18 protein-coding genes are annotated in these 19,853 nt (G+C 69.3%); 8 read left to right on the top strand and 10 right to left on the bottom strand.

Annotated features, from left to right (window positions below):
- Positions 1-341 precede the first annotated feature (341 nt).
- Positions 342-773: a hypothetical protein gene (locus BEN78_15990; protein ID ASR44641.1), complete on the top strand. Its 432-nt coding sequence runs from the start codon at positions 342-344 to the stop codon at positions 771-773.
- A gap of 168 nt (positions 774-941) precedes the next feature.
- On the opposite strand, the gene BEN78_15985 is transcribed toward BEN78_15990, so the two are convergent.
- Entirely contained in the window at positions 942-1,229 is a 288-nt protein-coding gene (locus BEN78_15985; protein ASR44640.1) for a hypothetical protein, read from the bottom strand.
- Between the two features lie 70 nt (positions 1,230-1,299).
- Positions 1,300-2,028 (bottom strand): Crp/Fnr family transcriptional regulator, encoded by a 729-nt coding sequence (locus BEN78_15980; protein ASR44639.1) that lies wholly within the window; start codon positions 2,026-2,028, stop codon positions 1,300-1,302.
- Between the two features lie 197 nt (positions 2,029-2,225).
- Here BEN78_15980 and BEN78_15975 point away from each other — a divergent pair, with 197 nt between their 5' ends.
- Positions 2,226-2,414 carry a hypothetical protein gene (locus BEN78_15975; protein ASR44638.1) on the top strand — a complete coding sequence of 63 codons (189 nt, stop codon included), beginning with the start codon at positions 2,226-2,228 and terminating at the stop codon, positions 2,412-2,414.
- A gap of 136 nt (positions 2,415-2,550) precedes the next feature.
- A complete protein-coding gene (locus tag BEN78_15970) occupies positions 2,551-4,869 on the top strand; it encodes a formate dehydrogenase (protein ID ASR44637.1) in 2,319 nt (772 codons plus the stop codon).
- Between the two features lie 59 nt (positions 4,870-4,928).
- Here BEN78_15970 and BEN78_15965 read toward each other — a convergent pair whose 3' ends face one another.
- Genes BEN78_15965 through BEN78_15955 form a run of 3 tightly spaced genes read right to left on the bottom strand, consistent with a single transcriptional unit; the run spans position 4,929 to position 8,001 of the window.
- Positions 4,929-5,975, bottom strand: a complete 1,047-nt coding sequence (locus BEN78_15965) for a glutathione synthetase (GenBank protein ID ASR45195.1) — start codon at positions 5,973-5,975, stop codon at positions 4,929-4,931.
- Positions 5,976-5,995: 20 nt separating this feature from the next.
- Positions 5,996-7,216: a hypothetical protein gene (locus tag BEN78_15960; protein ID ASR44636.1), complete on the bottom strand. Its 1,221-nt coding sequence runs from the start codon at positions 7,214-7,216 to the stop codon at positions 5,996-5,998.
- Complete coding sequence (locus BEN78_15955; GenBank protein ASR44635.1) at positions 7,213-8,001, bottom strand: hypothetical protein; 789 nt, start codon at positions 7,999-8,001, stop codon at positions 7,213-7,215. The genes BEN78_15960 and BEN78_15955 overlap by 4 nt, the downstream gene beginning before the upstream one ends.
- A gap of 230 nt (positions 8,002-8,231) precedes the next feature.
- Between BEN78_15955 and BEN78_15950 the strand changes: the two genes are divergently transcribed.
- From BEN78_15950 to BEN78_15940, 3 genes are all read left to right on the top strand, one after another.
- The gene (locus tag BEN78_15950) at positions 8,232-10,379 is read left to right on the top strand and encodes a peptidase S46 (protein ASR44634.1); all 2,148 of its coding nucleotides are present in this window, start codon (positions 8,232-8,234) and stop codon (positions 10,377-10,379) included.
- Between the two features lie 19 nt (positions 10,380-10,398).
- A complete protein-coding gene (locus BEN78_15945; GenBank protein ID ASR44633.1) occupies positions 10,399-11,289 on the top strand; it encodes a pseudouridylate synthase in 891 nt (296 codons plus the stop codon).
- Between the two features lie 70 nt (positions 11,290-11,359).
- Positions 11,360-12,919, top strand: a complete 1,560-nt coding sequence (locus BEN78_15940; GenBank protein ID ASR44632.1) for a calcineurin phosphoesterase — start codon at positions 11,360-11,362, stop codon at positions 12,917-12,919.
- A 79-nt stretch (positions 12,920-12,998) separates the two neighbouring features.
- Here the strand turns inward: BEN78_15940 and BEN78_15935 are convergent, their stop codons facing one another.
- Positions 12,999-13,571 (bottom strand): two-component system response regulator, encoded by a 573-nt coding sequence (locus BEN78_15935; GenBank protein ID ASR44631.1) that lies wholly within the window; start codon positions 13,569-13,571, stop codon positions 12,999-13,001.
- Positions 13,568-14,809, bottom strand: coding sequence for a hypothetical protein (locus tag BEN78_15930; GenBank protein ASR44630.1), 1,242 nt, complete (start codon positions 14,807-14,809; stop codon positions 13,568-13,570). Before BEN78_15930 ends, BEN78_15935 begins: the two co-directional genes overlap by 4 nt.
- Positions 14,810-14,916: 107 nt before the next feature.
- Between BEN78_15930 and BEN78_15925 the strand changes: the two genes are divergently transcribed.
- The gene (locus tag BEN78_15925) at positions 14,917-16,215 is read left to right on the top strand and encodes a 4-hydroxy-3-methylbut-2-en-1-yl diphosphate synthase (protein ID ASR44629.1); all 1,299 of its coding nucleotides are present in this window, start codon (positions 14,917-14,919) and stop codon (positions 16,213-16,215) included.
- Complete coding sequence (locus BEN78_15920; GenBank protein ASR44628.1) at positions 16,205-16,912, top strand: hypothetical protein; 708 nt, start codon at positions 16,205-16,207, stop codon at positions 16,910-16,912. The genes BEN78_15925 and BEN78_15920 overlap by 11 nt, the downstream gene beginning before the upstream one ends.
- 60 nt (positions 16,913-16,972) lie before the next feature.
- Here BEN78_15920 and BEN78_15915 read toward each other — a convergent pair whose 3' ends face one another.
- From BEN78_15915 to BEN78_15905, 3 genes are all read right to left on the bottom strand, one after another.
- Positions 16,973-17,506, bottom strand: coding sequence for a hypothetical protein (locus tag BEN78_15915; protein ID ASR44627.1), 534 nt, complete (start codon positions 17,504-17,506; stop codon positions 16,973-16,975).
- 79 nt (positions 17,507-17,585) lie between these two features.
- Positions 17,586-18,272 carry a TIGR02453 family protein gene (locus BEN78_15910; protein ID ASR44626.1) on the bottom strand — a complete coding sequence of 229 codons (687 nt, stop codon included), beginning with the start codon at positions 18,270-18,272 and terminating at the stop codon, positions 17,586-17,588.
- Positions 18,269-19,726, bottom strand: coding sequence for an exodeoxyribonuclease I (locus BEN78_15905; protein ASR44625.1), 1,458 nt, complete (start codon positions 19,724-19,726; stop codon positions 18,269-18,271). Before BEN78_15905 ends, BEN78_15910 begins: the two co-directional genes overlap by 4 nt.
- Positions 19,727-19,853: the final 127 nt, after the last annotated feature.

Genomic DNA, 19,853 nt, shown 5'->3' with positions numbered 1-19,853 from the left:
GTGGTGCCTCCATCGCCGCAGGGGCGGGGGGCGGCGAGGCGGGATTGGCGGGCGTCTGGTCGACGCGGTCGTTCGAACAGGCGGCAAGGGCCAATCCAAGCAGGGCGACGGGCAGGGCGGCGTGGCGCATGGCGAGTCCTCGTTCGTGGTCGAACGCCGCCGGGCGCACCCGGTGACGTGCCGCCATCGTGGACCGGCCCACGTCAATGCCAGGTGCGCAGGGGCCTCGATGGCGTCGTGACCGGATGCGAACATCCTGGCCTGCACCCTCTGTGGCCACCCTGACGAGGCAACCCATGCGCACACATCGTGCTTTCGCCTGTTCCCTCGCGCTGTGCGCGGTGTCGCTGGCCGCCTGCCAGCCGAGCGGCGAGACTGCCGCACGTTCCGACCCATCGGCGGCGACCGAAGACGTCGGCGAACGCGCCGAGGTCGCGGCCGTGGAGGGGGATGTCGTCGTATCGACCAACGAGCCGTTCTGGCAGGCCCGGATCGAAGGCGACACGGTCTTGGTCACCGGCATCGACGGGCCGGCACGCCGGTTCGCGAACGCGTCGTCGTCGATGACCGCGGATGGTCGGCGCATCGAGGCCCGGGACGACGCAGGCGAGGTGGTCCTCATCGTCCGCCGCATGCGCTGCGAGGACGACATGTCCGGCGCACGGTTTCCGCTGACGGCGTTGCTGACGCTCGACGGCGACGGTCCCCACCACGGATGCGCGCGGCCGGCATCGATGCCGCCACCGCAGCCGACCGACGCCGCAGCGCCGTAACCGCCCGATGTCGAACGAGGATGGTCGGGGCAATGGTTGACGCGGCGTGTCGGCGCGAATGCGCCGGTGCGATCGGCCGGCACCGGTGCGCAGCCTGTTCGACGCGTGTGTCGCCTTTCGCTTGAGCCGGTTGCGCAATGGCAGGTCGCCCGCCGCGCGCCTGCGTGTTCAGGCGCTGCCGATCTGCTCGATCGCGACGATGTCGCCGACCCAGACGTAGTGCGGCACCGTCGGGTCTTCCAGGTCGTCGAGCCGCAACCGCGCATTGTGACCTTCGTCGCCGTCGGCGGTGCGGAACGTTTCCAGGGTCGGTCGTACCGACACCACGCCTTCGACCTGCATGCCGTCGGTCAAGGTCACCTGGACGATGGCCTCATCGTGAAGCAGGGCGATGTTGCGTTCGAGCGCATCGATCTCGGTGCGCGCGACGTGGATGCGCGGCGGCGTCTGGCTCATTGCAAACCTCCGGTCGGGAGGCCGCATGATGCCGCAGCGCCAGGCCAACGGCGGGTGAGGACGGCCTGCTTCAGCGCTCGGGTTCGAGCGGTTCGCGCAACAGGCGGTCGTACTCGCTGCGGATGACCTCGTAGCACTCGCAGGCGCGGTCAAGCAGCGAGGCCGGCTCGAGCACCTGGATCAGCCCCCGGCTATAGCGGATGCAGCCTTCGTCCTGCAGCCGGCGTGCGGCTTCGGTCACGCCCTCGCGGCGCACGCCCAGCAGGTGCGCGATCTGCTCCTGGGTCATCTTGATCTCGGTGGTGCCGATGCGATCGTTGACCAGCAACAGCCAGCGCGACAGCTGGCGGTCCACCGTGTGGTGGCGATTGCAGACCCCGGTCATCGCCGTCTGCGTCAGCAGCGCCTGCATGTAGCGCAGAATGATGGCCTGGAACGCGCCGCCGAGCTGGAACTCGCGCTGCGCGGCCTCGGCCCGGAGCGCAAGCGCTTCTCCACCGACCTGGACCACTGCGCGCAACGGCACGCTGCGTGCGCCGGCCAGCAGGCCGGCGCCGACCACGCCCTCGTTGCCGATCATCGCCACTTCGCTGGTGTCGCCGTTTTCCAGTGCGTACAGGATCGAGACGATGCCCTCGCGGGGGAAATACAGCGTGGAGCGGCTTGCGCCCGCCTCGTGCAGGACCTTGCCCACCGGCAGCTCGACCAGCTGCAAATCCTTGCCCATGCGATCGCAGACCTCCGGCGGCAGGTCCTGAAGCAGTCCATTGAGCGGCGCCCAGGGCGCATTCCTGTTCATGCGGTGCACTTGGATCCGAAGCATTCAGTAAACGATGGATTCTCGTTGCTGAATGGGGTGTCGTATGTGCGAAACCGCGCATACGCAGGCTGAATACGTTCGGTAACGCACAGACCCGCCGCACGCAAGCTTGCAGGCTCGAGGCGGGCTGCCGCGGATGGTGTGGTCTCGGGGATCGCGGACGACAGGAGCGTCGCATGGGCACCGATGATGTCGAACTGTGTTGCATCTATGGACAGATGGCGCGCGAGTACCTGGGCACAGTGCCTTGGGAGGACTGCGCCGCGCGCCTGGAGGCTGGTTGGTTGCGCTTGCGCCACGACGACAGCGTGGCCTGGGACGAGGCCGAACCGTTGATCCGCGCCTTCTGGGAACTCGCCGATTGAGTGTCTGCCTGCCATGGCAACGTACTGTCCGGGTGACATGGGTCTGGTCACATCGAGGTGTTCACCGCGATGTGTTCACGTATGCGTGAGCGCCGGCGCGTTAGCGTCAGCTGTCATTCGCTCGTAAGGACGGACGATGGCACAGATCCGGATCGGCGGCTACGAAGGCCCCGCAGGCGGTTGGGGCTCGGTCCAGTCGCTGGCGCGGCACGGCCTGGGTCCCGACGCCCCCAGTGTCGAAGGCGCGCGCCAGTTGGCGCGGCAGAACAAGGTTGACGGCTTTGCCTGCGTCAGCTGCTCTTGGGCCAAGCCTGCCCAGGCGCACGCCTTCGAATTCTGTGAGAACGGCGCCAAGGCGACGATGTGGGAACTCGACGAAGCGCGCGCCGACGCTGCGTTCTTCGAGGCCCACTCGCTGTCCGAACTGCGGCAGTGGGCCGACTACGACCTCGAAGCGCAAGGCCGATTGGTCGAGCCGATGTGCTACGACGCGCAACGCGATCGCTATGTGCCGATCTCGTGGGAAGACGCCTTCGCGCTGATCGGGCGCGAGCTGTGCGCGCTCGAACCCGAGCGTGTGGTGTTCTACGCGTCCGGCCGTGCGTCGCTGGAGACCTCGTACATGTACGGGTTGCTGGCGCGTGTCTACGGCAACAACAACCTGCCCGACAGCTCCAATATGTGCCACGAAAGCACGTCGGTGGGACTGCCCAGAAGCATCGGCGTGCCGGTGGGCACGGTGTTGCTGGACGACTTCGAGCATTGCGATTGCATCCTATCGTTCGGCCAGAATGTCGGCGTCAACAGTCCGCGCATGCTGCATCCGTTGCAGGACGCCAGCCGGCGCGGCGCGGAGATCATCACCTTCAATCCGCTGTACGAGCGCGGCTGGGAGCGGTTCACCAATCCGCAGGAGCCGTTGGCGATGGCGACCGGCCAGTCGACGCGGATCAGTAACGCCTACTTCCAGGTGCGGGCCGGCGGCGACCTGTCGGTGCTGCAGGGCATCGCCAAGGCCGTGCTGGCGCTCGACGATGCCGCGGTGGCGGCCGGCGAGGCGCGCGTGCTCGACGTGGACTTCATCGCCGAGCACACGCATGGCTTCGAGGCGTTCGCAGCGTCGCTGCGCGCCAGCGACTGGGCGGAGCTGGAGCGCGAATCGGGCCTGTCGCGGGCCGACATGGAAGCCGTCGCCGGTGTCTATGCGCGGGCCAAGGCCACCATCCTGGTCTACGGCATGGGCCTGACCCAGCATCGCCACGGCGTCGACAACGTCCGCATGCTGTGCAACCTCGCCTTGATGCGCGGCAATGTCGGCCGCCCGGGCGCCGGCATCTGCCCGGTGCGCGGTCACTCCAACGTCCAAGGCCAGCGCACGGTCGGTATCTCCGAAAAGCCCGAGCTGGTACCGCTCGACCGCCTGGAGGCGCAGTACGGGTTCCAGGCGCCGCGCAAGAAAGGCCGCGATACGGTCTCGACCGTCGAGGGCATTCTCGACGGCTCGGTCCATGCATTCATCGGGCTGGGCGGCAACTTCGCACGGGCCGCACCCGAGACCGGGCCGCTAGAGGCGCACTGGGGCAACATGGCGCTGACCGTGCAGGTGGCCACCAAGCTCAACCGCAGCCATTTGCTGTGCGGGCGTACCGCGCTGTTGCTGCCGTGCCTGGGCAGGCTCGAGCAAGATGTGCAGGCGAGCGGGCCGCAGCGGGTCACTGTCGAGGACAGCACCACTTGCATCCACGGCTCGCTGGGCACCAGTCGTCCGGCCAGTCCGCATCTGCGCTCGGAACCGGCGATCGTCGCCGGCATCGCGCTGGCGACGGTCGCCGATCGATCGCAGGTGCCCTGGCAGGCCTGGGTGGACGACTACGCCAAGATCCGCGACGCGATCGAGGCGACCTATCCCGAGCAGTTCCCGGATTTCAATGCGCGGCTGCACGTGCCCGGCGGTTTCCCGCGTCCGGTCGCGGCGCGCGAGCGGCGCTGGCAGACCGAAAGCGGCAAGGCCGAGTTCCATGTGCCGGAGGTGCTGTCGGCGACCGGCTTCGAGGATCGTGCCGGGCGCTACCGGCTGCTGACGGTCCGCAGCAACGACCAGTTCAACACCACGGTCTACGGCTATCGCGACCGGTTCCGCGGGATCGAGGGCACGCGCCGCGTTGTGCTGATGAATGCCGACGACATCCGTGCGCTCGGCATCGAGGAGGGCGAGCAGATCGCGCTGGTCACCGATGTCGACGATGGTGTGCGCCGCGAAGTCGGCGGCCTGCGCGTGGTGCCGTATCTGATTCCGTCCGGGTGCATCGCCGCCTACTATCCCGAATGCAATCCGCTGATCCCGGTCGCCCACCACGCGATCGACAGCCACGTGCCGGCCGCGAAATCGGTGCCGGTCCGGATCGTGCGCGGACGCAGCGATGCGCCGGTGCCCGCCGGCCCGGCCCCGGAATGATTGGTTGTCGTTGAGGCGGTGCGCGCCGCACGGTCCTGCCACCGTGCGGCGTGCGGCTTTTAGAGCATCGCCAGTTCGGCGTTGCCGAGCGTGCGGCCGTAATGGCGACGCAGACGCAGCTTGCGCTCGAGGTCGTCGAGGATCGCGCCGCTGAAGTCCAGGCCGGTCAGCTCTTCGACCATGTTGATCCCGCCCGGCGTGTCGACGTTCACTTCCATCAACTTGTTGCCGACGATGTCCAAGCCGACAAAGTACATGCCGTCACGGATCAACTTCGGTGCGACCAGCTCGGCCAGGCGCAACGCGTCGGCATCGGGCACCGCCATCTCGTACTTGCCGCCGGCGCTGATGTTGCTGCGTGCATCGCCGCTGTCGTTGTAGCGGCGGATGCAGGCATAGGTTCCATCGACCTCCAGCGGGCGGCCGTTGAGCATCAGCAAGCGCAGGTCGCCGTTCTTGGCGCCGGGCAGGTATTCCTGCGCGATCGCGTAGCCGTCGCGGGTCACCGCATCGATCATCTGGTTGAGGTTGCCGGCGCCGTTGCCGTCGACGACGAATACGCCCTGGCCGCCAGATCCCTGCAACGGCTTGATCACGCCGCAGCCGTCGTGGGCGGCGAGGAAGGCCTTGATCTCCTCGGCGTCGCGGCTGATGCAGGTGACCGGGCGTACGTCCTCGGGGAAATGCTGGAAATAGGTCTTGTTGGACGCGTCGGTCAGGTGCGTGGGGTCGTTGACGACGAGCACATCGTGCAGCGCCACCAACTGAGCGAACAGCAGCGCGCTGCTCGGCGCCCATGGGCGTTCGACCAGTTCTTCGGCCGGGTCGCTGCGCAGCATCAGCACATCCAGGTCCTGCACCGAGATCCGTTCGGTCTGACGCTCGGGACCCTGGAGGTCGGCGAGCAGCGCACGATCATCTTCGTAGCGTTCCAGGCGCGGAATGCGTGCGCAGGCGCGGATGGTGCCGCCAGCATCGTAAGTGAAGTCGCCCAGGCCGATCAGCGCGACCCGATGGCCGCGATGGACCGCCTGACGCGCGAGGCGAATGGTGGTGTAGTTGTCCTGCTCGGTGTCGACGTCGTTGACGACGAAGCCCAATCGCATCGGGGCGTGCTCGCTGGCGCTCATGGTGTGGGTTCCGGGGGGCGGTGGGTCTGATGGAGGCATTCGACCGGCGTGCGGCGGCATGCGTCGAGACGGGCGGAAAAATCGTCGGCCGCGGCGTAGCGCGGCAGCAGTGCGGGCGGCACCACCCAGCCGTCATCGACCAGGCTCTCGAGCAGCTCCAATTGCGACAGGGCGAACTTGCCCAGGAACAGCGCATCGAACTCGCCGTCTGCGGCCAAATACGCCAACAGGTCGCGCACCCCGCGCAGATAGACCGCGTCCTTGGTCAGTCCGCCGCCGCGGCGCGCACGCAGTGCGACATCGAAGGCATCGTCGGTCGGCAGCGCATGGTGGGTATGCAGCCGGTCGAAGATCGCCGGCAGGCCCTCGCCGTTGGCGGCCATCGCTGCGGCGACCACACGGGCGGCGAGCACGCGCAGGCGTTCGCCGGGCAGGTAGCCGGCGAGAAACTCCGCCAGGACGCCCAGGCCTTCCTGGGTCGGGTCGTACTGCGCCAGCCCGACCTGCAATTGACGCAGCGCCTGCTGCTGGCCGTTGTGACGGGTCACGACATGCGTGCCGATTTCGTGCTGGATCAAGGGATCGACGCGCGCGTGCGGCAGACGGATGTTGCCGTCGATGTAGAACGTGCCATGGGACACCATCAGCATCGAGCTGATGTCGGTGTCGACCACGACCTCGATGTGGAAATCGGGCGCTTGCGCGCGATACCAGTCGATCTCCGCCTCCACCGCCGCGCGCACTTCGTCGATCCCGGCATCGGCGACCAGCGGCTCGCCGGCCGGCACGTCGGCGAGGATGCGTCGGGCCAAGTCCAGCAGATCGGACTCGACGTCGCCGAACAGGGCGATGCTGGCCGCGATGAAGTCCGGCTGGTCGCGCGCCTGGACCAGGTCGATCATCCGGCTGAGTTCGCGCTGCTTCTCGGCCAGCAGAGCCTGCAGGGCGGGCGGCGCGACCTCGCCGATCGGGAGGGTATCGAGCATGCGGCGGGCGGCCGCCAGATCGGTTTCCAGATCGACGTAACGCAGTTGCGGCTCGATCATCCGACCGGTGGCGTCGAACTGGCGCCACAAGGCCTCGCCGTCGAGCGGCGACAGGGCGATCAGCCAGTCGATTTGCGCGTCCATGCGCGCCAGGGTTGCGTCGATCTGCGCCGCTACCGGGGGCAGGGCGCGCGCCCGGGGTCGGGCCATCGCGATGGCGTCGGCGCTCATGCCAGGAACTCCGGACGGACCGCCTCCACGGCCTGCTGCAGCCCGTCGCGCAGGGCATAGAGCGCGGGGATGTCGACCTGCCCGGTCCATTCGTCCATGAAGATCTTCTTGTACTCGGGCGAGATCGTGCAGACGCGATCGCCCCAGTGCGCATAGACCCATTCGGGAAAATGGCCGCCGGTCGGGAACCGCACATTGCAGCGCACGTCGGGCAGCACGCCACGCACCGGATGCCGACGCAATACATTGGCGAAGCGACGCGCGGTGCCGCCCCAGCGGGCGTGGTCGAGCGTGGTCACGCCCAGCTCGATATCCGGATTGTCGGCCTGCGGCGCCGGATCGGCGCCCGCACCATCACGGCGATGGTTGTAGCTGTGGAGGTCGATCAGCAGGGCACAGCCCCAGCGGTCGACGGTCCGATCGATCAGCTCGCCGACCATCGCGTAGAAGCGGTCGTACAGCGCCAGCGACGCTGCGCGTTCGGCCTCGGTCAGCGGCGAAGCCCAGACCTGCAGGCCCCAGGCCGCCTCGGGCGTGGCGTAGATGGCCTGGTCGCGGGGCCGATTGAGGTCGACCTCGAAGCGCGAGGTGCGCACACGCAAGCGCACATCACCGACCTGGCCAAGCAGACTGGTCAGTGGATCTTCTTCGCGCCAACGCGCGTCCTCGTCGAGCGCGACACGATCGTGCAATGCCGGACGCAGCAAGTGACCGTCGTGGATCGCAGTCGTGATGACCGGGCCGTCGGCGGCGATCAGATCCCAGGCATCCTCGCGTAGCCGCAAGGCGGGCGGGGTGCTTGGAGTCAGGAACGTTTCGGAATGGGGGCGACGTGGATCGGGAGCGACTGGCATGGCGCGCATGCTCGCAAGCTGCCTATGATGCGGACGTGACCGCACAGGTCGCTGCGCTTGACGGCGCATTAACCGCGGGTGTGACCGATGGGCGTTGTCGGCGCGCGCCGGGCTGGCTATGGTCGCCGGCTGTGCCGTCGTGCTCTTCTCGGATCTTCGCCATGCTGTCCAAACGCCCACTGACTGCCGCCCTCGCGGCCGGCTTGCTGCTGTCCGCCACCGCTCATGCCGATGAAGGCATGTGGTTGCCCGGTCAATTGCCCGATATCGCCGCGCAGATGCGTCAGGCCGGTTTCCGTGGCGACGCGCGTGCGCTGGCCGACGTGACCCGCCCGCCGCTCAGCGCGGTGGTCCGCGTTGGCGGTGGCACCGGCGCCTTCGTCTCCGGCGATGGCCTGCTGTTGACCAATCACCACGTCGCCTACGGCGTGATCCAGTACAACAGCAGCCCCGAGCGCGACATCATCGATGCGGGCTTCATTGCCGACGGCCGCGCCGACGAACGCCCGTCCAATCCCGATTTCCGCGTGCTGGTGACCGTCGGTTTCGACCGGGTGACCGACACGGTGCTCGCCGATGCGCGCGGCCTGGACGGCCGCGCCTACCACGATGCGGTCGAGGCGGCCGGCAAGCGCCTGGTCGCCGATTGCGAGCAGGGGGGTGAGGTCCGTTGCAGCGTCGCCAACATGGACTACGGCAGCGACTTCTACCTGATCCGGCAACTGGAACTGCGCGATGTGCGCCTGGTCTATGCACCGCCGCGCGCAATCGGCAACTACGGCGACGAGATCGACAATTTCATGTGGCCCCGGCACAGCGGCGACTTCACGCTGCTGCGTGCCTACGTCGGGCGCGACGGACGTCCGGCCGACTACAGCCCGGACAACGTTCCCTATGCGCCGCCGGCGCACCTCCAGATCGCCCGCAACGGTCTGCATGCCGGCGACTACGCGATGCTCGCCGGCTATCCGGGCACGACGTTCCGCCATCGCACGGCGGCCGAGTTCGAAGCGCAGGTCGGGCAGGTGCTGCCGCAGCGGGTCGCGGTGTTCGATGCCTTGATCGCGGCCGTCGAGGCGGTCGGCCGCGACGATGCCGAAGTCCGGACGCGCTACGCCGCGCAGTTGCAGACCTTGAAGAACCGCCGCAAGCGTGCGGCCGGCGAGCTTGAGGGCCTGGTGCGTAGTGATGCGGTGCGCCAGCGTCGCGCCGACGAGGACGCGATGCTCGCTGCGACCGGCGGCGAGGACGCGCGCGACATCGCCGCGCTGCAGGCGGTGCTTGCGCAGGGCAATGCCGCCGGCGAGGGCGAGCAACTGCTCGAACTGATTGCCAGTCAGACCCAGGTGCTGCGCAGCGCGCTGCTGCTCGAGCGCCTACGCATCGAATCGGCCAAACCCGACGCGCAGCGCGAGCGCGGTTACCAGCAGCGCGACCACGCGCTGATCGAAGGCGTGCTGCGCCAGGCGCAGCGACGCTACGCGCCCGAGGGCGAGAAGGCGCTGCTGACGGTGCTGCTCGGCCGCTACCAGCAGTTGCCCGACGCGCAGCGGCTGCCGGCGTTCGACGCGGCGTTCGGGCGCACGCCCGCCTCGCTGGCGACCGCGCTCGATGCGCTGTACGCGGGCACCGGATTGGGCGATGAGGCGCAGCGATTGTCGCGTTTCGAGGCCGCGCGCGAAGGCCGGGCGCTGCGTGATGATCCACTCGTCGCGCTGGCCGGGCCGTTGGTCGCCGCGCAACTGCAGGCCGAGGACGCCCGCAAGACCCGCGAGGGCGAGCAGCTGCGGCTGCGCCCGGCCTACATGCGCGCCCTGGTCGCCTGGCGCGCCTCGCAGGGGCGCGCGGTCTATCCCGATGCCAATGGCACCTTGCGAGTCAGCTTCGGCCGGGTCGAACCGCTGGCCCCGCGCGACGCGGTCGCCTACGCGCCGGTCACCACGGTGGCCGGCATCGTCGAAAAGCACACCGGGCAGGCGCCGTTCGATGCCCCGGCCCCGCTGCTCGATGCGATCGCGCGTGGCGACTTCGCCGGCACCGACGAGCCAACGCTGGGCAGCCAGCCGGTCAACTTCCTGACCAACCTCGACACCACGGGCGGCAACTCCGGCTCGCCGGTGCTCGATGCCCGCGGTGAGCTGGTCGGACTGAACTTCGACAGCAACTGGGAGTCGGTCAGTGCCAGCTGGTGGTTCGACCCGCGCACCAAGCGCGCCATCCATGTCGACATGCGCTACATGCGCTGGCTGATGGCCAAGGTCTATCCGGCGCCGGCGCTGCTGGAGGAAATGGGGCTGCCGACCCGATGACCGGGGCCGGGACGCGGGCATGATACGGCGGCCGCTGCCGCTGTACGACGGCGTGTCCGCAAGCCGGTTGCAGCTGCCGCCCGGGCCCTGGCGCACGGTGCTCGAGGCTTTGTGTGCGCGGTTCCCGCAGATTCCGCGATCGACTTGGGAATCGCGCTTCGCGCGCGGACGGGTGCTGGCGACCGACGATGGGATACCGCTGGCGATCGATGCGGCCTATCGCGTGGGCCTGGAGGTCGCCTATTACCGCGAGGTCGAAGATGAGCCGATCGTCGCGGCGGTCGAGCGCATCGTGCATATCGATGCGCATCTGGTGGTCGCCGACAAGCCGCACGGCTTGCCGGTGGTGCCGGCGGGCGGCTTTGTCCGGCAGACCTTGCTGCACCGGTTGATCGAACGGCTGGGCAATCCGCATCTGGTGCCATTGCACCGGATCGATCGCGCAACCGCCGGGCTGGTGCTGTTCTCGGCCGAGCCTGGAACGCGCGCGGCCTATCACGCGCTGTTTCGCGAGGGGCGCATCGACAAATCCTATGAGGCACTCGCGCCGCCGTTGCCGCATCTGACGTTCCCGTACGTTCACCGCAGCCGCATCGAACGCGGCGTGCCGTTCTTTCGCATGTGCGAATGCGCCGGCGCGCCCAACAGCGAGACCCGGATCGACGTGCTCGAACGCGGGCCCGCTTACTGGCGCTATCGGCTCGAGCCGGTCACGGGCCGCAAGCACCAGTTGCGCGTGCATCTTGCCGCGCTCGGTGCGCCGATCCTGCATGACCCCTGGTATCCGGAGCTGCGTGAGGCCGACGACCACGCGCCCATGCTGCAACTGCTCGCCGCATCGCTGGCATTCGACGACCCGCTCGACGGCCGTCGCCGACGCTTCGATTCCCAGCTGCGCCTGCAGCCATGAGGCGGCTCGGGATCGGCGGTCAGAGGCGCGGTGCATAATCGGCGCGCTTGTTCGCTGCCGGATGTCTGCTATGTCGCGCTCGTGTTCGTTGTTGTCGTTGCCCGCCCTGCTCGCATTGCTGGGCGGGATGTCCACGCCCACGCTGGCCTGCGATAGCGGCATCGTGTTCGAGGATCGCAACGGCAATGGCCGGCAGGATGCAGACGAGCCCGGTATCGCGGCCATTGGCGTGTCCGATGGCGTGCGGATCGTCGAGACCGATGCCGACGGACGATTCGGCGGCCTGACCGGTGGTTCGGCGTTCGTCATCAAGCCGGCCGGCTACGCGCTCGCGCGCGACGGTGCGTTGCCGCGGCACTGGGCGTCGCCGGGCCGCGGCGACGATTGTCACTTTGCGCTGCGCCCGCGGACCCCGGCCGCCGATGCGCTGGACGTGCTGGTGTTCGCCGATCCGCAAGCCGGCCGCGAGGCGGAAGTCGACTACTACGCGCGCAGCGTGGTCGCCGCAGCAGCGCGGACACCGGCGGCGCTCGGCCTGGTGCTGGGCGATGTCGGCAACGATGTGCCGGCGCTGTATCCGGCGATCAATGCCGCGACCGCGCAGCTCGATGTGCCGTGGCTGCACGTGCCGGGCAACCATGACCTGGATGTCGAGGCGACTGACGACCCCGGCTCGACGGCGTCCTATCGCGCGGTCTATGGGCCGGAGACCTATGCCTGGGAGGAGCCGCAGGCCAGTTTCCTGATGCTCGACAACGTCCTCCACCAGCCCGGCCAGCGCCCTTCTTATGTCGGTGGTCTACGCGAGGACCAGTTCGCGTTCGTCGAAGCCTATCTGGCGCGCGCCCGCACCGATCGGCTGCTGGTTGTCGGCGCGCACATTCCCTGGTTCGACACCGCCGCAGAGGGTGCGCCAGAGACCGTCCGCAGCGCCGACCGCGCGCGCTTGTTCGCGTTGTTGGCGCGCTTCCCGCGCGTGCTGCTGCTCACAGGGCACCGGCACACTCAGCGCCACGTGCGTCACGGCGCGGCGCAAGGCTGGGAGGGCGCCACCCCCTTGCACGAATACAACGTCGGCGCCGCGAGCGGGGCGTTCTGGAGCGGCGCACCCGATGCCGATGGCATTCCGGCGGCGACCATGGCCGACGGCACACCGAACGGCTTCGCCACGCTGCGCGTCCAGGCCGATGGCAGCTATCAGCTGGCCTGGCAGCCGGCACGGCTGCCGGCCGACGAGCCCGCGACCACTGCGGCGATGGCGCTGCATGCGCCGGGCGTGCTGCGCCAGGGCGCGTATCCGGCCTGGGGTGTCTACGCCAATGTCTACATGGGGCAGCCGGACACGCGGGTCGAGTACCGCATCGGCGATGGCGACTGGCGGCCGATGCGCCGGGTCGAACGCGCCGACCCGCGACTGGTGCTCGAGAATGCGCGCGACGATCTCGCCGACAGCCTGCGCGGACGCGACCGCTCGCCCGAGGCCGACCTGTCGCCGCACCTGTGGCGCGGTGCGCTCGCGACCGATCTGCCGGTCGGCACACATCGAGTGGAGGTGCGCGCGTTCGATCCCTGGCAGGGCGAACAGCGGGCATCGACGGTTTATCGGCTGGCGGCCGCGCCGGGCGATTGATCCGCGCCCGGCGCGCAGGGCCTAAGCGCGGGCGCGTATCGGCCTCGGTCAAACGCAACGGCGGCGCGCGGCCGCCGGTTCACTCCGACAGCGGGCGCCGCTCGGGGCCGGGCCGCTTGGCGAGTTTGCGCTGCAACGACCTGCGATGCATGCCGAGCAGGCGCGCGGTCGCGGAAATGTTGCCGCCGGTCTCGGCCAGCGCCTGCTGGATGTGCTCCCACTCCAGTCGGTGCAGCGGGATCATCGTCGGGCTCTCGACGCTCGGCCCGTCATCGAGGTCGCTCGCGGCGGCGGTCGGCACCGGCTCGGTGTTGTGCAGGATGCGCAGCAGGGTATCGGCCGACACCGGCTTGGGCAGGTAGTCGTCTGCGCCGCGCTTGATCGCCTCGACCGCGGTCGCGATGCTGGCGTAGCCGGTGACCAGCAGGATGCGCATGTCGGCACGGATCGCGCGCAGCGGCTCGATCAACGACAGCCCGGAGGCATCGGCGAGCTTGAGATCGACCAGCGCAAAGTCGGGCGCGATGCGCGCGGCAACCTCGAGCGCGGTCGGGATGTCGGGCGCGACCTCGCAGTCGATCCCGCGGCGGGTCAGGGCGCGCCGCAGCGCTTCCAGGTACAGGGTGTCGTCGTCGACCAGCAGGCCTTTCATCGTGTCGTTTCCTTGGGAGCGTCGGCATGGCGCGCGTCGACCGGGACGCGGAAGTGCAGCACCGCACCGCCGCCGTCCGCCTCCTCCAGGTCGAGTTCGCCACCCAGTTGTTCGATCGCCGCATGCGACAGCGCCAGACCGACGCCGAGGCCGTCGGGCTTGCCGCTGCGGAACAGGACCGGCAGGAACGGCGCCTGGGCGTCGAATCCGGTGCCGTAATCGCGGATCGCACCATCGAGCATGCCGTCGTCGAGCTGCAGGCGCAGATCGACCTGCTGGCTGCCGTTGGCTGCGCTGGCGTCGGCGGCATTGTTGAGCAGCGCCAGCAGCAGGTGGCCGATCGTGCGGTCGACCCGCAGTTGCGGCTCGACGTTGCCGCTGCGCACCAACACCACGGTCGGACGCACGAGTTGCCAGTGGTCGAGCACCCGGCCGATATCGACCAGCCGGCTGGCGGCCGGGTCGGCGGGATTGGCGAGCGAGCGCACGCGATCGCGGCAGGTATCCACCAGCCGCCGCAGCATCGCGATGTCTTCGGCGGTGGTGGCGGGCAGGCCCGCGGTGTCGACGTCGTCGAGCACCAGCGTCATCGTGCCCAGCGGGGTATTGAGCTCGTGGGCGACCGACGCGGCGTGAGTGGCAAGCGCGAGGATGCCCTCGTTGCGGACGAAGCGGTCGCGCAGGTCGCCAAGTTCGCGTTCCCGGCGATCGCGGGCGCTCGCCAGCCGGGTCAGGAAGTACAGCACCAGCGCCACGGAGACGAAGAAGTTGACCGCCATGCCGGCCAGGTGCAGATCGAACCGGTCATGCAGGTGGGGCAAGGGCTGGCCGAAGTGCACCGACAGCATGTAGCCGCTCACGCACGACAACGCCGCGGCGACCGCCCAGGCCGGCGGCAGCGCCATCGCCGTCAGCGCGATCGGCAGCAGGAACAGCGAGGCGAAGGGGTTGGCGATGCCGCCGGTCCAGGCGACCAGCCAGGTCAGCACCGCGGTATCGACCAGCACATGCGCGAAGGCTTCGGCCGGCGCCGCGTCGCGGCTGCTGCGCAGGCGCAGGTGCACCGCGACGTTGAACACCGCCAGCACCGCCACCGCGGTCCACAGCGGCCAGGCCGGCAGGCCCATGTCGAAGCCGCGCGTCGCCCACAGGATGGTCAGCGACTGTCCGCCCACCGCAGCCCAGCGCAGGCTGTAGAGGGTGCGCAGCAGGGCGGTGGCGGGGGGTTGCGATTGCATGGGGCGCCATCGTAGTGCACCGGCGAGCGGGCGCCTATCGCGACGGCGCCGCGACGGCGTTTTGGCGGGCGTCAGCGCCGCTCGGGCCAAGCCGGTAAACTGCGCGGATGTCCGCCCAGCCCGACGCTCCGACGTTCTCCGATCTCCGTCCCGAATCCGCGGCCACGCCGCCGTTCGGGCCCGCGCCGCGCCGCGCCACGCGCCAGGTCCGGGTGGGCAGCGTCGCCGTCGGCGGCGATGCGCCGGTGGTCGTGCAGTCGATGACCAACACCGACACTGCCGACGTGGTGTCCACCGCGCGACAGATCGGCGAACTGTGGCGGGCGGGCTCCGAACTGGTGCGCATCACCGTCAATACGCCCGAGGCCGCCGCCGCGGTGCCGCGGATCGTCGAGCGGCTGGCGATGCAAGGCATCGAAGTGCCGATCATCGGCGACTTCCACTACAACGGTCACCAGTTGCTGGCCGGCGAGCCGGCCTGTGCGCAGGCGCTGGCCAAGTACCGGATCAACCCGGGCAATGTCGGCTTCGGCAAGAAGAAGGACCTGCAGTTCGCGCAGCTGATCGAGTTCGCGATCCGCTACGGCAAGCCGGTGCGCATCGGCGCCAACTGGGGCTCGCTCGATCAGTCGCTCGCCGCGACCCTGATGGACGAGAACGCCCGCCGCGCCGTGCCGTGGGATGCGGGGCGCGTGCTGCGCGAGGCCCTGATCCGCTCGGCAGTCGATTCGGCCGAACGCGCGGTGGAGTTGGGCCTGGGGCGCGACCGCATCGTGCTCTCGGCCAAGGTCAGCGGCGTGCAGGAGCTGGTCGCGGTCTATCGCGACCTGTCGGCGCGCTGCGATTTCGCGCTGCACCTCGGGCTCACCGAGGCCGGCATCGGCAGCAAGGGCATGGTCGCCTCCAGCGCCGCGCTGGCGCTGCTGATGCAGGAAGGCATCGGCGACACGATCCGCATCTCGCTGACCCCAGAACCCGGTGCGTCGCGCACCAAGGAAGTCGTGGTCGCCCAGGAACTGCTGCAGACCATGGGCCTGCGCGCGTTCACGCCGATGGTCACCGCATGCCCGGGCTGCGGCCGCACGACCTCGGAGTTCTTCCAGGAACTGGCCGGCGTGGTGCAGGACCATGTGCGCGAGAAGATGCCCGAGTGGAAGATCACCCACCCGGGGGCTGAGAACATGACGCTCGCGGTGATGGGCTGCGTGGTCAACGGCCCCGGTGAGTCGCGGCACGCCAATATCGGCATCTCGTTGCCGGGGACTGGCGAGGCGCCGTCGGCGCCGGTGTTCATCGACGGCGAGAAGGCCGTCACGTTGCGCGGCGAGACCATCGCCCAGGACTTCGTCGCGCTGGTCGACGAGTACGTGCACCGGACCTACGGTCGCGGTGCCGATGCCGGCTGACCACCCGCTGGCGCGCGAGGCCGCGCACGAAACCGGCGGCCTGTTGCGCCAGCACGGCTGGAAGCTGGCGCTGCTGTTTGCCGGCGTGCTGCTGCCGATGTGGGGCTTCATGGAGCTGGCCGACGAGGTCCACGAGGCCGAGGCGATCCCGTTCGACGAGCCGTTGCTGCTGTACGCCAACCAGATGGCGCGCGACGGCTTCGACCGGGTGTTTCTGTTCTTCTCGCAGATCGGCTATGCGCGCGGCGTGGTGCCGGTCGACATCGGCCTGGTCGTGCTGCTGCTGGCGCTGCGGCGCTGGCGCGATGGCCTGTTCGCGGCCTTGGCGACCGGCGGCTCGGCGCTGCTGAACCTGGGGACCAAGCAGCTGTTCGCGCGGGACCGGCCCAGCCTGTGGGAGTCAATCGCGCCCGAGGCGACCTACAGCTTTCCCAGTGGCCATGCGATGGGCTCGATGACCCTGGCATTGGTGCTGGTGCTGCTGACCTGGCCGACGCGCGCGCGCTGGTGGACGGTCGCGGCGATGGCGGTGTTCGTGCCGATGGTCGGACTGTCGCGCATCTACCTGGGCGTGCATTACCCCTCCGACATCCTCGCCGGCTGGGCCGCGGCCTCGGTCTGGGTGGTCGGTGTGTACCTGCTGCTCTACCACCCGCCGCTGGGCCGCGGCGGGCGCATCGGGCCTTCGGGCCGGTAGTCAGACGGCACAGTCCGCGGTCGGGGCCAGTCCTGCGACGCGTCGCCGCCAGGGGCGGATCTACAGCGGCAACTGGATGTCCGACAGTCGCCAGCGCAGCCCCGTGCGCGTGAGCACGAAAACGATCGGCCGGCCTTCCTCGTCGCGCACGGTGGCGGTGAATCGCGACGGCGAGTGATAGCGCCAGTGCGCATCGGCCAGGGGGTCGGATACCGGCGCGCGCGCCCCACCGATCGGCGGTGTGGCGCCGCTCGACAGGTCCCACAGCCGTTGGCCACGCATCAGCGCGCTCAGTCCGATCGGCGTGACCATCATGTCCACGCCCGTGCCCACGGTGCCGCCGGCCGCCCGCAACGCGAGCGCGCCGAGCAGACCCGATTGCACGTCGACACCGGCATGTCGGACCAGCGCGTCCGACAGCTGCAGACGCAGGCTCTGGCGCAATGCCGGGAAATCCACCTGCTTGGACAGCGCTCTGGAATCCTCGCGCTGGACCGCGTCCCGGATGGCGTGCATCGTCAGGAACGGCCCGGCCGCGGTATACGCCAGCAGCAGGGCGGCGACGAGTGCGGACAACCAGGCGAGCTTCTTCATCGGGCGACGGGCCGAACAGGGGGCGACACCATTGTGGGACCGCGTGCCAGCGAGCGGCTGAACACTGCCGCGCCGGGGCTCAGAACTCCAGGTCCAGCGCCGCGCACAGATAGTCGACGAACGGTGCCAGCACGGCGAGGTCGGCGGCGATCGTGCGGTCGAGGCCGGGCGCGGCCATCGCCGCATCGTCGAGCGGTCGCAGGAACGCCCAGTTGCGATGGCGCAGATCGTCGATGTAGGTGAAGTCGGCAGGAAAGCCGCGCGGCGGGCGGACCAGCATCTGGCTGTCGTCGAGCGCGAAGCGGCGCCGCAACTTGGGCGCGTGCGCGGCTGCCTTCCAACTGCCGGGGTTTTCCAGGATGAACTGGCGCACCTTGAGTTGCGTGTGGGGTTCGGGATGCCAGAGCCCGGCGCCGACGAAGCTCGCGCCCGGCTCCAGGTGCACGTAGAACGAGGGCGCGGCAACTTCGCGACGCCGCTCGTGGAACAGCCGGGCGCCCTGCCAGGTCTTGTACGGCGATTTGTCGTGCGAGAAGCGGGCGTCGCGATAGATGCGGAACAGCGAGCCGCCGACGGTGCGGGTGTCGGCGCGGAAATGCGGGCTGATCGCGGCGACGTCGGGCTGCAGGTCGCCGACCAGCCGCAGAAAAGGCTGGCGCACGTGCGCCTCGTAATCCTTGCGGTGGGCCTCGAACCAGGCCTTGTCGTTGTGGCGCGCAAGCGCGCGCAGGAATCGGAAGCTCTTCTCGCTGAAATAGGCGGTCATGCGGGGGCGGTGGGGTAGAGGTGCGAATGCAGACCACGGCCCCAGTCGACGAGCGCGTCGAGCAAGGCCTGGTGCGTGGGAGACTGCGCATGGTCGGCGCGCAGCGTGTCGATCTGCGTGAAGTAGCCGTCGAAGTCCTGTTCGGACGCGGTCGTGCCGGGCCCGAGCCGCAGGCGACGGTACTCGTCCCAGCGGTGGCGCTCGTCCGGGGACAGCGTGTCGGGCCAGTTGCGGGCGCGGTAGCGGAACAGCAGCTCGTCCAGGCGCGGGTCCTCGAAGCCGAAATCCGCCCCGTGCAACTGCGCCGGCGGCGTGGCCCGTACTCGGGCGACCCGGCGGCGGTCGCCGTCGCCCAGGAAGCCGTCGTACAGCGAGCCGTCGGCATCCGATGGCCCATGCGCGCGCTCGGTCGCGAAGACCGCGCGGATCTTCGCCGCCAGTGCCGGACCGGCTGCGCGCAGTTGCGCGGCGCGGCGCTCGACCAGCGCCGGATCGATCGACAGGCGCGCGAAATCCTCCGCGCGCAAGTGCGCCCAGGCGACCAGGGCCGGGCAACGGTTGCTGTGCACTTCCTTGAGCGGGATGCGGGCGACGCCCTCGGGCAGGTCGGCGCCGCGCACGAACACGCGCGCGGCGATGGTGTCGGCGTCGAGATCGAGCAGGACGTCGGGCTCGGCGTCGAGGTCGAACACCACGATCCGGCTGTCGATCGTCGGGTGGCGCGCCAGCGGCAGTACCGGCGCCGCGCACAGCCGTGCGGCCGGATAGCGCTGGGAGACGTGCAGCACAGGGCTCATCGCGACCGGGTCGAGCATCGCGGCCGCGTGGCGCTTGTCGCGCAGTTTGGCGGCGTAATCCCACAGCCGTGGCTGGGCGCTGCGCATCCGCCGCGCCAGGCCGATCAATGCACGCACGTCAGACAGCGCCTCGTGCGCATCGCCGGTGCGTACGTCGTTGGCCAGTGCCAAGTGTTCGAGCTTGAACGAGGTCGCGCCGTCGTCGCGCGTGGGCCAGACCAGCCCCTCGGGCCGCAACGCATGCCACAGGCGCATCACGTCGAGCAGGTCCCAGCGGCAGTTGCCGCCCCGCCATTCGCGCTCATAGGGATCGTGGAAGTTGCGAAACAGCCCGAAGCGGACGAATTCGTCGTCGAAGCGCAGCGAGTTGTAGCCCAGCGTGCAGGTGCGCGGGCGCGCCATCTCCTCGAAGATCCGCGCGAACGCCTCGGCCTCGGGCATGCCGTCGCGCAGCGCCTGCTGCGGCGTGATGCCGGTGATCAGTGTGGCGACCGGCGAGGGCAGCAGGTCGTCGGCCGGCCGTACGAAGAAGTCGATCGGGTCCTCGATCTGCACCAGATCGGCATCGGTGCGGATCGCCGCGAACTGGGCGATCCGACTGCGGCGCGGGTCGGCGCCGAAGGTTTCGAGATCGTAAAAGAGAAAACTATCAGTCATAAGCAGTGCTATCGGCCCTTCTTTGCTGCAGGCCGTTGCGACGGCCTCATTGCGATGGGGGCGGCAGGTTCGTCGAGGCGCGATCGTAGAAGAGAAAACTATCAGTCATAAGCGGTGTTATCGGCGC

It is taken from the genome of Xanthomonas citri pv. mangiferaeindicae (assembly GCA_002240395.1).
GTDB classification, from domain to species: domain Bacteria; phylum Pseudomonadota; class Gammaproteobacteria; order Xanthomonadales; family Xanthomonadaceae; genus Luteimonas; species Luteimonas citri_A.
This window is presented reverse-complemented; position numbering and strand designations above follow the sequence as displayed.